This window comes from Microbulbifer sp. HZ11, assembly GCF_000708675.1.
Lineage (GTDB): Bacteria > Pseudomonadota > Gammaproteobacteria > Pseudomonadales > Cellvibrionaceae > Microbulbifer.
On record NZ_JELR01000002.1, the window covers coordinates 1,006,014 to 1,019,264 of the forward strand.

The window sequence follows — 13,251 nt, forward strand, 5'->3', positions numbered from 1 at the left end:
ATCGCAAATACGCTATAATCCCGCGTCTTTGTCCAGACAAAAGTCCCGACTATCAATCCCCAGAATTCAGGGTTGTGCATGACCGACAAAACCCAGCAGCAAAAAACCACCTCCCGCATTCGCGAACTGATTGCCCGCGGCAAAGAGCAGGGCTATCTCACCTATGCGGAAGTGAATGACCACCTGCCGGAGGACATCTCCGATCCCGATCAGGTGGAAGACATCATCGGCATGATCAACGACATGGGTATCAAGGTGTTTGAACAAGCACCGGATGCCGAAGAACTGTTGATGGCCGAAGGCGATAGCTCCGCTGACGAAATCGCCGCCGCCGAAGCCGCCGCCGCACTTGCCGCCGTAGAATCCGACGTAGGCCGCACCACCGACCCCGTGCGCATGTACATGCGCGAAATGGGTACCGTAGAGCTGCTTACCCGGGAAGGCGAAATCGCCATTGCCAAGCGCATCGAAGAAGGCCTGCGTGAGCTGATGGCTGCACTCGCCTACTGGCCAGGCGCGGTACAGCAGATCATCGACGAATATGCGCTGATCGAGAAAGAAGAGCGCCGCATCCCCGACGTCATCGCCGGCTGGCTCGACCCCGCCGACGAAGTCCCCCCGGGTGCCCAGGCTGGCCAGGCCGCAGAAGCCAACAAGCCCGACGACAAGGACGACGATAACGAGTCCGACGGCGACGATGACGACAATGACGACTCTACCGAGGAAGAGGAAAACGTCGGCGGCATCGATCCGGAAGAACTGGCTGAGCGCATGAACGCGCTGATCGCCGCACAGAAGAAAGCAGATGCTGCCGTCAAGAAGCACGGCCGCGATTCCAAAGAGGCCGGCGAGGCCATGGAAGCCGTGGGTGAAGTGTTCCGCTTCTTCAAACTGGCACCGCGCCAGTTCGACCCGCTGTACAACGCCGTACGCAGCATCCTCGATGACGTGCGCGCGCAAGAACGCCTGATCATGAACCTGTGCATCAAGCGTGCCCGCATGCCGCGCAAGACCTTCATCAAGGAGTTCCCCGGCAACGAAACCAATCTTGACTGGATCCCCGCGATCATCAAGAAAAAGCGCGATTACTCCGACGCACTGCGTCAGGTCGTCGACGAGATTCAGCGCGCTCAGCGCAAACTACAGCAGGCGCAAGACAAAGCCCAACTGGATGTCGGTCAGATCAAAGAGATCAACCGCCGCATGTCCATCGGCGAAGCCCGCTCCCGCCGCGCCAAGAAAGAAATGGTTGAGGCCAACCTACGTCTGGTAATTTCTATCGCGAAGAAATACACCAACCGTGGCCTGCAATTCCTGGATCTGATTCAGGAAGGCAACATCGGCCTGATGAAAGCAGTGGACAAGTTTGAATACCGTCGCGGTTACAAGTTCTCCACTTACGCTACCTGGTGGATTCGTCAGGCGATCACTCGCTCGATCGCCGACCAGGCGCGCACCATCCGAATTCCGGTGCACATGATTGAGACCATCAACAAGCTCAATCGGATCAGCCGCCAGATGCTGCAGGAAATGGGCCGTGAGCCTACTCCGGAAGAACTGGGCGAGCGCATGGAAATGCCGGAAGACAAAGTGCGCAAAGTCCTGAAGATCGCCAAAGAGCCGATTTCCATGGAAACGCCGATCGGCGACGATGAAGACTCCCACCTGGGCGATTTTATCGAAGACCAGAACCAGTCTTCCCCGATCGACACCGCAACGTCCACCGGCCTGCACGATGCCACCCGCTCCGTGCTGTCCGGGCTGACCGCGCGGGAAGCCAAGGTACTGCGCATGCGTTTCGGTATCGATATGAACACCGACCACACCCTCGAGGAAGTGGGCAAACAGTTCGACGTTACCCGGGAACGTATCCGTCAGATCGAAGCCAAGGCGTTGCGCAAACTGCGCCACCCCTCGCGTTCCGAGCACCTGCGCAGCTTCCTCGACGAGTAAGCCTTGTTACTCGGTCTATAATGAAAAAGCCCGGCTCGCCGGGCTTTTTTGTGGATGTCGGAATTATTGCAAACCGATGAAGCCCGGCAACGTCCAGTGACCACACATAAACCGATGGAGATTTTTGCAGAGCAATGGAAGAACAGTTTGTGAATAAGCCCGGAAAAACCGGTATTTCCCGCCTGATCGATGCTACCGAGTACTCCCGCCAGGGCCTGATCGCCACCTGGCGCAACGAGGCCGCCTTCCGCCAGGAGGTTTCCCTCGCTATTTTCCTGATACCCGCTGCACTGTGGCTCGGCGAAACCGGCGTTGAGCGCGCACTGCTGATCGGCGTCACCCTGCTGGTGATGATTGTCGAACTGTTGAACAGTGCCGTGGAAGCGGTGGTGGATCGCGTAGGCCCGGAGAAACACCCGCTATCCAAAATCGCCAAGGATACCGGTTCCGCCGCGGTCTCCATCTCCCTGCTGCTGTGGATAACTACCTGGGCCTGTATCCTGCTCCCCCACTGGCTTACCTGAATACCACGGAACACGAAAAACCGCCTGCGGCCACAGCCTTGGTTACAGGCGGGTGACGACGCTGGTTTGCCCGTCAATATTCGCGACCAATAGCCGCAAGCCCCGACAGACAGCCCTTCTCCGACCTAAACTATTGGTACCGACGTACCACTAGATACTTCCCCAAAAGAGTGCAACGGATCTGCGCTCAGCCATAAGATTCAGGGACGGAAGCATGTCGACTCTGCGACTGGCTCGCGGCATTTTCGCCGGCGCCAAACCCTCATTGATGACCCCACTGGCGCTCACCAGCGCGCTATTCTCGCCCGGCCTCCACAGCCAGGTACTGCTGGGTAGCGACAACGACACGTATACCCTGACCAACAGGCACAGTGCCAGTCGCCACGGTAGCGCACTGATCGACGGCGGGCCGGGGGTCGACACCCTGACCCTACACAACATTTCCCTCGACAATCCCTCGCGCCTGCAACACTGGGAGTCAATACGGCTGCGGAACCGCGCGCAACTGACACTGGATACCCCACTGGTACTCGGAGACGCCGGCGGGCACCCGGGCCACCTGCATCTCGATAGCACCAGCGCCCTGTTACTCCCCTACTTCAGTAGCGCACTCACACCATACAATGGACAGCCGTTAACCCTTACCAATCGGGGGGTTATCGACATGCGCGGCAGCACCGCCAATCGATTGACGATCCATGGAGACTATTGGGGTAGCGGTACCATTTACATGGATATGGTGGCGGAGGGCGATGACAGCCTCGCCGACAGACTGGTACTGCATGGCGGCCATGCCGGTGGCCAAACCCGGCTGATATTCAATCGTCTCGCCGGCCACGGCGCGGAAACCCAGGACGGTATCCTTGTGGTAGAAGCCCTGAACGGCGCCACCACCAGCCATAACGCATTTTCCATGAACGGCTCGGTATCCGCCGGCCCCTATGAATACTTCCTGTTCCGCGGCGCCACCTCCCCGGAAGACGCAGACAACTGGTACCTGCGCTCCACCATACTCCCCGGTGATGCCCCCTCCCCATCTCAGGGGATCGAAGAGCCCTACGACGTTCTGGCCTTTACCGGCACCGACAGTATTTCCACCGGCAGCGAGAGCCCGGCCGCCCCCGCCGAGATCAGTGCCATCAACACCCTGGCGGCCCAATCAGGCAATACCCCGGTTCGCATCTACCGCCCGGAAATCCCCCTCTACGCCCAGGCGAAATCTCTGGCACGCCTGACATCCCTGCAGGAAATCGGCAGCTACCACAAAAGGCGCGGCGAGCAGCGCAGCTGGTTTGACGGGATAAACGAAGACTGGATTCGCGTGCACCATATGCGCGCCGACTACGACTGGCACGGCGACATCGACAACCGCTTCGACGGCGACATCAGTGGTTTTCAGTTGGGAACCAACCTCTGGTCCGCGCCCACCTGCACCGGCGGCGCGCGGGAAATGGGCCTGTTTGTAGGGTCAACACGGGCGAGTGGCGATGTCACCGGTTTTGCTCGCGGATTTATCGATTACAGCGCTGGCCACAACCAGCTGACCAGTCACCACATCGGCTATTACTTCAATGACTACCGCCCGGACATGGGCTACTTTGATTTCACTGCCAAGGTCGCCTATCTGAAGCTTGAGAGTGAATCCTCACGGGGTATCGGCGACACCATTACCGGCCCCCAGGTGACCCTGTCGATCGAAAAGGGGTTTACCTGGCAAGCCACCGAGGCCTTCAATATTGAGCCGCAACTACAGGCCGTAGTGAACTACAGCAACCTGAGCGCATATCAGGATGGCGTCTCCAGAGTGGAGCCGGATATGACCCCGGAAGCGAACTTCCGCGCCGGTATCCGCGGCTACAATCTGGACAGTCGCTGGCTGGACGGCAATCTGCGTTTTTACCTGTTCGGCAACCTCTGGCACACACTTGGCGGTAATGACGAGCTGCTGTTTGATCTAAACGTGCAAACCAACCTGGATCGCCAGGCCACCTGGGGAGAGCTCGGTGGGGGCATTGTGCTACTGGAAAGCCAGTATGGCAGCGCCTTCCTGAACATTGGCTACCAGCGCTCCCTGGACAACCTGGACTGGTCCGGCGCCAATGCCAACCTGGGCTTCAACTGGGCCTGGTAAGGCAGGCGGCACGCCGCTACAGGCGCGACAGAGCGTTGATTTCACGGAAAAAATCGAGTACTTTGCCATCCCGCTCGCAGGACCCTGCGAGCGTCTGTGGGGGCCTTTAGCTCAGTTGGTTAGAGCATCCGACTCATAATCGGCAGGTCCTGGGTTCAAGTCCCGGAAGGCCCACCATCTTCCCCCAAAGCCCATCACTTCGAACCCGTCGGATGCCGACTCATCTCTCTCCCCGAAAACCGGGCAGGTCCTGGGTTCAAGTCCCGGCAGGCCCACCATCTTCCCCCAAAGCCCATCACTTCGAACCCGTCGGATGCCGACTCATCTCTCTCCCCGAAAACCGGGCAGGTCCTGGGTTCAAGTCCCGGAAGGCCCACCATCTTCCCCCAAAGTCCATTACTTCGAACCCGTCAGATGCCGACTCATCTCTCTACCCGAAAACCGGGCAGGTCCTGGGTTCAAGTCCCGGAAGGCCCACCATTTTTCTTACTTTCCCCCTTCTATCCTGCGCTTACCATCTATCTCGCTCACGCAAATTGAGATTACTATCTCTCGAAAGTATTCAAAGACACAGCGGGGCCAGCCCAATGACCGAGCATAAAATCTTTTCCATGCCCTTCGCCAAGGTCTACCCCATGTACGTCCAGAAAGCCGAACGCAAGGGGCGCACCAAGGCGGAGGTGGATGAGATTATCTGCTGGCTGACCGGTTACGACACCGCTGGTCTGCAGCAACAGGTCGATCAGGAAAATGATTTCAAAACCTTCTTCGCCGAGGCGCCGGCAATGCATCCGAATATTGCGCTAATCAAGGGCGTGGTATGCGGCGTTCGTGTGGAGGAGGTAGAGGATCCACTGATGCGGAAAATCCGCTACCTGGACAAGCTGATTGATGAGCTCGCCAAAGGCAAGGCGATGGAAAAAATCCTGCGTCGCTAGGCCGGCACAGGATTTTCAGGTTACCCGCTTACTGCTACAGCAAGCGGTTTACAGCGGGCGTGCAACCAGAGCCAGTTCCGCATCCTGCTGCAGCACGGCCCACCACTGGTTCGGCGCCGCCGGGTCGATGCCCACCAGGGGCTGCTCTTCACAACCCGCGACACGCTCCGGTGCGCTGTCGAGGAAGCTGTCCTGCCAGGAAGCCTCCACTACACACATGGGCTCGGCCAGGGGCAACCATTCGGTGCCAGTGCGCATGGACAGGATCAGGCTTTCATCGGCAGTTTCCGGGCCGGTGAAAGCCAGCACATAGCGGTCAGATACGGCAGTGCCGAGATCCCAGGACTTGCTGGCGGTTTCCGGCAGTACCACCGGAGGCTTCTCACCACCATCCGGGCGGCTCATGGGCAGTCCGCTGTCCACTTCGATATCTTTCAATACCCCGTAATCGTCCTGGTAGATCCCGGTCTGATTCTGCGTGCCGCTGACGATCAGGATGTCCGAAACCGTTTCGTCCGTGGCGACCAGCCAGCTCAGAGTGACATGTTCTTTCAGGTCGATGGTGGTTTCCGCAATGATCAGCTCGTCATTTTCGTAGTCCGGCGCGGCGCGCAGCGGGCTATTCAGATTGGGGGTCCAGTTTTCGTGATACTGGTACAGCCACTGATAGGCAAGGCGCATCAGATCGTTGAGAGATTCCGCACGCGACAGTCCCGGCGTAAAACCCATATCCCGGGTGCGGGTGTCGGTGCGGTTGAAGGTCTGATTGCGGCCACCCATCAACTTCGCATAACCACCCTGCGGCGCCAGACACTCATTGGTGCGGTACTCCGGCTGGAGCACCATTGCAGATCGCGTCCCCTCGGGAATCGCGTCCGGATAGATGACGGTCTCACAGCGATCGGTGCTGCGAGAGAACCGATCCCCCAGTTTCCAGTCTGCGTCAAAGGCGTAAGACGCGTCATTACTCTTGGCAGTATGTGGCGCATAGTAAGATACGTAATCTACCCGCGGCCCCTGGAAAGTGAGGATGGAAGAGTTTACATCGTAAGCCTCGGAACCACTGGAATAGGTCGCGTTTTTCTGGGACACGATCATCTGTACCAGATCGCGCTCACCATAGCGGAATTCATAGCCTTTGTACGACGCGTTACCAGCCATGATCTGCGTATATACGTCCATACGGTAATTACCGCTGGCAGGGGTCGAGCTGGACGGCAGGGTGTTGAGTGCAGTCTTGGCAGAAATCAGCGAGCGCTGGTATTGGTGCTCGTGCCCCTGCACATAAATCACATCGTGATCGGCAAAAAACTCGCGGATCTGAGGCTGCACCTGATAGACCCAGTTATCGTCTTTGGTGCCCTCGACAATCTGCTCGCGGGTTTGCCCATACTTGGCACCAATCAGGCCATCGTGGCTGGCAACGACAATGTGATCTACATTTTCCCGCTGCGTATAGACCACCTGTTTGATCCACTCAAACGCGATCGGCAGGTTGTAATAGGCGAGACCAATGACCAGTACATTCTCACGTACTACATAATAGTTAACCCATTCGTACCCGGGCATATGCACCGCATCGGCCGGAATGAAATCGCGCATGTTCTCGATCCATTCGACGGTATAGGCATAGCTGGTTTCGTGATTTCCCATTACCGGCAGGAACTCGACGCCCTGCTCCGCATATTCGTCGGCGATGGAGCGCCACTCTGCAAATTCGATTTCAGAACCGTGGTCTGTGAGATCACCGAGCGCGAGCACCATATCCACACCATTCGCTTTCTGGTGCTTCAAAACTTCACTCATCGGGTGCATCGACACATGCGCCTGACCTTCACTATCGGTTCCACCCTGAGTGTCCGGCAATAGACCTATGCGGAATACCGGTGCCGGCGTAGTCTCTTGTTCTGCCGATTCCTCGTCATCGGGCTCGGCCTCATTCTCCGGTTGCTCATTGACCTCTTCAGGAATAATCGGCGCGGTAGAATTGCCACTGTCCGAGTCGCAACCGGACAGCAGATTGGTAAAGAGCACCACCAGCACCATTGCCGGCAGGGCAATTTTTGATTTCAACACGTTAACCCCCACTTTGTTTCAAATTATTAGCATCTCGGGAAGCGCAGGCTTCCGAGTAGATCGCGCCGTATTGAATCCGATTAAGGTGAAGGTTTGGCTTCCGTTAGATGAATTTTTTTAATAACAATCTGGACAACTTCATACAGATTGAAGCGAAAAATCATGTTAATGCCCGGCAGATAAAACTAATTTACCGGTCGCTCCCGTTGCATGAGTGTCACAAGCGCGATCAGGGTAATCGCGAGTGGAGGAAAGGAGGTCCACAGAACGGTATCCCAGCCATAGGTACTGAGGATTCCTCCCGAGGCGAATGAGCCCAGAGCCATCAGACTGAATACAATAAAATCATTCACCGACTGGACACGTGTTTTCTCCGCATCGGTATGGCATTGCAGCACCAGTGCCGAGGCACCCAGAAAACCGAAATTCCAGCCAAGTCCGAGCAAGATCAGTGTCCACCAGAAATGGGATACATTCATTCCGCCAAGTCCCACCGCCGCGGAAATTCCAATCAGCACCAACCCGACCAGCATCACCCGCTCGGCCCCAAAGCGCGCGATCACTTTGCCGGTAAAAAAGCTCGGCGCGAACATAGCGATAACATGCCACTGCAGGCCAAGATTTGACGATTCGGTAGAGTGTCCATGCATATGCATCGCAAGAGGCGCCGCGGTCATCAGGAAGTTCATCAGGGTGTAAGAGATGGCACCACAGGCGATTGCCGCGATAAATTTCGGCTGCTTCAGAATAATCCACAGCGGTCGCCCACCATGGCGCACCCGGTCATCTGGTCGCGGCAGTTGCACACCGAGAAGAATGATCGCGCACAGGGCTGCGACACCGGCCTGCGCGTAAAAAGTAGCGATATACATTGGTTCAGGAACCAGATGCATGGTCCAGTTGACCAGCTGCGGTCCAACCACCCCCGCAGCCACGCCGCCGGCCATCACCAGCGAAAGCGCCTGCGCCTTGCGCGCGGGTGCCACACCGTCAGCGGCGGCAAACCGGAATGAGAGCACCACCGCGGCATAGGCACCACCCAGCAGAGTGGAAAGGCAGTACAACCAGAATCCAGTGACCCCACCGGCCATAACGGCAACCACCGCCACCAGGCCAGCCAGTACCCCGGCACCGGAGCCCGTGAGAAATGCCGCGCGGCGCCCATAACGCCCGGCAATTGCGCCGGCCGGCAGGGTGCACAGCGTCATGCCGATAACAAACAGCGTCAGCGGTAGAGTGGCAAGAATGGGAGCTGGCGCCAGGGTGTAGCCAACAATTCCGCCGACAGCGTAGGGCACAATCGAATTGGCTCCGGCGAGGGCCTGAGCAATGGCCAGTCGCCAGGTATTACTGCGTTGAACCCGCGCGCTCGCGAGCGGAGCCGCTTCATCAGTTGCCGAACTCGCGGTTTGCATCATGGGCTCTCAATATAAGTCTCTCGAAGGATGGGGCCGATCACCGGTAGTTACTGGAAGCGCTCACGCAAAACCGCTTTCAATTTCGCCGGGGGTATGGTCAGTTCAATCTCACCCATGGAATAGGGTGCCAGCGTATACACTCCGTAGCGCAAAACCAGGCCATCGTTGGTCAGACGAAAATCCTCCGTACGACTAAATGGCCAATTCTGCCGGAAGTCTTCATTTACCTGCTGTGATTTCAGCCATTCATCATGTGCGGCTTCCGCCAACTTCCAGAAAGCGTCTTCCTGGCCAGGCACCAGCACATCATTCAGCGCCAGTTGCGACTCGTTTGCGAGATCCCAGTTCAGCCAGCGACTGACGGGCATGCCGTGGGCGCCGCCGGTATAGAGGTAACTGTCAATCTCAATGGTCACCACATCGTCGCGACGCGAAAGTTTCTTCGCATTGCCGGTCAGCTGCCATTGGGCTGCGGATGGAATGGTGACGGCGGCGGCATCGTCGAGGAATTTTTGCGCCACCTTTTCCAGGGAATCCAGCGGCGCCTCGGACGATTCACCAAAGCCCTGCAGCTGGGTAAGCAGCTGACGGTAGACCGCATCGTTCAGTGATGCCTGATCCGAAAACACTTCCCTCTGAATTGCCACAGACGCGCATTTATCTGGCGACGCACAATTGGGCTCAAACATTTCCAGCGATTCCACCTGGGACGCCAGTGTGGCTGGCGCACGAGACTTGTCCCGCTCTTTCCCCTGCTCGCAGCCACCCAGGATGAGTGCCAGGGTAAGCGCCATAATCAACGTCCCGCGAGCGCGCGCTTTCAGCGGCAGACATTCATACAACATACATTCTCCGTGCTGGTGTGATGAGGGAAGCCTGCAATGAGCATAAGTAGCCACGCCCTCTCTCGCAAGCGACTTTATCATGTTAAGGTGTGCGGTTAGGTTGGCGCGACCAGTCAAAACACAGCAACTCCGGAGCTTTGGCTTGATCACTTTTACCCACAAGAACATCCAGCAAATGGCCGACGGAGGCAGCTTTGCCCGCGGCGAAGACTACTTCGCACGTGGGCGGGTACTTGAGGCCTATTACGACCCGGAAACCGAGACGTTTCATGGGCGGGTCAAGGGATCGGCCCGCTTTGTTTACCGGGTGGAGTTGGATGTTGACCGCGGTCGCCTTGTGGGCCTCTGCTCCTGTCCTGTGGGCCTGAACTGCAAACACGCGGTCGCCACGGCATTGGCGTTACTGGAAGACGACGCGGCTCCGGCTTCCGCGCCCCCCGAAATTCCCGAACAGCCATCCCTTCCAGCCTGGCAACAGTGGCTTGAACAGTTACCCCCGGCACCGCGAAGCGAAGTCCTGCCCCTACTTCATGGGCAACATTATTTGCTTTACGTACTTGAGTTAAATACCCAGGGACAACTACAGCTTTCCACGAAGAAGGGCTACCTGAAGAAAGATGGCAGCTGGAGTCAACTGCGGCCCTTTAATCAGGAGAGTACCCGCCTCGGCTGGAATCGCCCCAGCCATCTGCTGGACGAAGATGTCACCATCCTGCAGCTGTTGCCGCGCATCAACGCCAGTGGCCGCTTGGGATTAGTGGGTGAGGAGGGACGACGCGCGCTTAGCTACCTGCTCGACAGCAACCGATTTTATTTTGAAGATGAACTGATCCGCCGCGCCCCCGCACGGGAACTCCGCTGGCACTGGCGCGAAAATGACGATGGCCGCCAACAGCTGCAGGCGCAACTCGACGGTGCAGATGACGCAAATAACTGGCAACTGTTGCCGGTCAGCCCCCCCTGCTATCTCGACACGGAAAATGCGGCACTTGGGGACATTGCCTCACCATTGCCCACCGGCCAGCTGATTCACTTACTAAACATGCCGGCCGTCTCCGCCGATGACGTTGGCCTGATGTCTGTGGAGCTCCGCCAGCGAATCCCACAGCCACAGCTTCCACTTCCCGTCGAGCCAAAGCTCACCCGTATCGACAGTTTTACTCCGCACATTACACTGGTGGGCTGTGACTTTGATCACTACAAACTTCCTGCGCTTAAACTGCACTTCGACTACGGTGGCTTTGCTCTCGCCGCTCCCTACAGTATTGACTATCAGGGTCCGGAAATGACCCGGGAGCAGGATGGAAACTATTTCCATATCGTCCGCGACAGCGAACACGAACATCAGTGTTGCGATCAGATCTATGATCAAGGACTGTATTTGATCCCCGAGCAACTCGGTGGGCAGGAAGAAGTCTGGGTACTCGATGCCACCAAGCCAGAAAAGATATTCGAGCACTGGAGTGCACTGCTGCGCGATCAGATTCCTGAATGGCAGGCCCAGGGTTGGGTAATCGACACCGACCCCAGTTATCGATTTGATATTTCTCGCGCGGAAATATCTGTAGAGCTAACCGATACGGCCAATAACTGGTTTGAGCTCGGTCTGGATCTGACACTGCCCAACGGACAGCAGTGGCCGATTGTTGATCTAATTGAGCAGTGGCTGGAACAGGATGCGCCGGAGCAACTCAGTATTATTGCCGATGGTGACTGGATCAGTGTGGATACCACGCCACTGCAGAGCATTCGCGGCCTGCTGCTGGACCTGTTAAAAGAGAAAAAACTCGGCAAGCCCGTACGTCTTCCGGCATTCCAGGCGGCACAGTTTTCAGATATCGAAGACCTCAATCACCGCCACGCTCCCGTCACTCAGAAGCTGATGGAAGACCTACAGGATTTCTCTGGTCTGCAAGCGGTTCCCATACCGAAACAGCTCAATGCCACCCTGCGGCCCTATCAACAGGATGGCCTCAACTGGCTGGGGTTTCTTCAACGCTATCGCTTTGGTGGTATTCTGGCAGACGATATGGGCCTGGGTAAAACCCTGCAAACCCTGGCGCTTATCCAGCATATGAAAGAGACCGGCGCACTGGACAAGCCTGCTCTGGTTGTAGCGCCCACCAGCCTTACCGGCAACTGGATGCACGAAGCAGCGCAATTCACACCCCACTTAAAAGCCACTCTGATTCACGGCCCAGACCGGGATAGCGCATTTGACCAGATCAAACACAGCGACCTGGTCATCACCACCTATCCTCTGCTGGCAAGAGACCAGACGCGCTATCGCAACCGGAAATTCAGTCTGCTCACCCTGGACGAGGCCCAGGCCATCAAGAACCCCACCACCAAAATTGCCGAGTGCGTGCGCCTGATCAATAGTGAGACTCGGCTGTGCCTGTCTGGCACACCGCTGGAAAATCATCTGGGGGAGTTGTGGTCACTGATGGACTTCGCCCTGCCGGGGTTACTGGGCGGAAGCAAAACTTTTCAGCAAACGTATCGTACACCTATCGAGTCCCATGGCAATCACGATCGGCAGCAGGAGCTGGCCCGCAAGGTGCGCCCGTTTATGCTGCGAAGGACAAAAGCGGAAGTGGTTTCCGAGCTGCCGCCTAAAACCGAATCCATCCAGTATGTAGAACTGGGCAGTAAACAACGTGCACTCTACGAAAGCGTGCGTATCAGCATGGAGAAACGCATTCGCGACCTGGTGGAGCGCCAAGGCATGGGCAAAAGCCATATCGAGTTTCTCGACGCCCTGCTGAAGCTGCGCCAGACCTGTATCGACCCGCGCCTGGTAAAACTGGAGAAAGCCGCCGGCATCCAGGAAAGTGCCAAGCTCAACTGGCTAGAGGAAAACCTGCCGCAATTACTCGAAGAAGGCCGCAGCATCCTGATCTTCTCGCAGTTCACCCAGGTACTGAAGCTGATCGAAGAGCAGCTGAATACACAGAAGATTGATTACACCAAACTCACCGGCCAGACCCGGAAGCGTCAGCAGGCCATCGACCGTTTCCAGAACGGCGAGGTGCGGGTATTTCTGATCAGCCTCAAGGCCGGCGGTGCCGGCCTCAACCTCACCGCCGCCGATGTGGTGATCCACGTAGACCCCTGGTGGAACCCCGCTGTGGAAAACCAGGCCACCGACCGCGCCCATCGCATCGGTCAGGAGAAGCCGGTATTTGTGTACAAGCTGGTGGCGGAAAATACCGTGGAGGAGCGCATTCACCAGATGCAGCAACAGAAGCAGGCACTGGCGGATGCGTTGTTTGATGCCGCGGGCAGCAGTGCCCTGCCGACAAGCAAAGAGGCGCTGCTGTCACTGCTATCCGGAGACCAATAGAAAGCGTGTTAGAAAGGTGT

General features: G+C 57.3%; 8 protein-coding genes and 1 tRNA gene. 6 read left to right on the forward strand and 3 right to left on the reverse strand.

The window, feature by feature from the left end; translation table 11 throughout:
* Positions 1-78 precede the first annotated feature (78 nt).
* From rpoD to AU11_RS18485, 5 genes are all read left to right on the forward strand, one after another.
* Positions 79-1,953, forward strand: a complete 1,875-nt coding sequence (rpoD, locus tag AU11_RS11975; protein WP_043319595.1) for an RNA polymerase sigma factor RpoD — start codon at positions 79-81, stop codon at positions 1,951-1,953.
* Positions 1,954-2,087: 134 nt separating this feature from the next.
* On the forward strand, positions 2,088-2,477 hold the full coding sequence (locus tag AU11_RS11980) for a diacylglycerol kinase (RefSeq protein WP_043319596.1): 390 nt from the start codon (positions 2,088-2,090) through the stop codon (positions 2,475-2,477).
* A 214-nt stretch (positions 2,478-2,691) separates the two neighbouring features.
* Positions 2,692-4,608 (forward strand): autotransporter outer membrane beta-barrel domain-containing protein, encoded by a 1,917-nt coding sequence (locus AU11_RS11985; protein WP_043319597.1) that lies wholly within the window; start codon positions 2,692-2,694, stop codon positions 4,606-4,608.
* Between the two features lie 100 nt (positions 4,609-4,708).
* A tRNA-Ile gene (locus tag AU11_RS11990) sits at positions 4,709-4,785 on the forward strand.
* A 410-nt stretch (positions 4,786-5,195) separates the two neighbouring features.
* Positions 5,196-5,546 (forward strand): DUF2200 domain-containing protein, encoded by a 351-nt coding sequence (locus tag AU11_RS18485; RefSeq protein ID WP_043319598.1) that lies wholly within the window; start codon positions 5,196-5,198, stop codon positions 5,544-5,546.
* Positions 5,547-5,594: 48 nt separating this feature from the next.
* Here AU11_RS18485 and AU11_RS12000 read toward each other — a convergent pair whose 3' ends face one another.
* From AU11_RS12000 to AU11_RS12010, 3 genes are all read right to left on the reverse strand, one after another.
* Positions 5,595-7,622: a metallophosphoesterase gene (locus tag AU11_RS12000; protein WP_231491879.1), complete on the reverse strand. Its 2,028-nt coding sequence runs from the start codon at positions 7,620-7,622 to the stop codon at positions 5,595-5,597.
* Between the two features lie 185 nt (positions 7,623-7,807).
* Positions 7,808-9,040, reverse strand: a complete 1,233-nt coding sequence (locus AU11_RS12005) for an MFS transporter (protein ID WP_043319599.1) — start codon at positions 9,038-9,040, stop codon at positions 7,808-7,810.
* Between the two features lie 47 nt (positions 9,041-9,087).
* The gene (locus AU11_RS12010) at positions 9,088-9,885 is read right to left on the reverse strand and encodes a DUF3298 and DUF4163 domain-containing protein (protein ID WP_051687216.1); all 798 of its coding nucleotides are present in this window, start codon (positions 9,883-9,885) and stop codon (positions 9,088-9,090) included.
* A 142-nt stretch (positions 9,886-10,027) separates the two neighbouring features.
* Between AU11_RS12010 and AU11_RS12015 the strand changes: the two genes are divergently transcribed.
* On the forward strand, positions 10,028-13,231 hold the full coding sequence (locus tag AU11_RS12015) for a DEAD/DEAH box helicase (protein ID WP_051687217.1): 3,204 nt from the start codon (positions 10,028-10,030) through the stop codon (positions 13,229-13,231).
* The last annotated feature ends 20 nt before the right edge of the window (positions 13,232-13,251 follow it).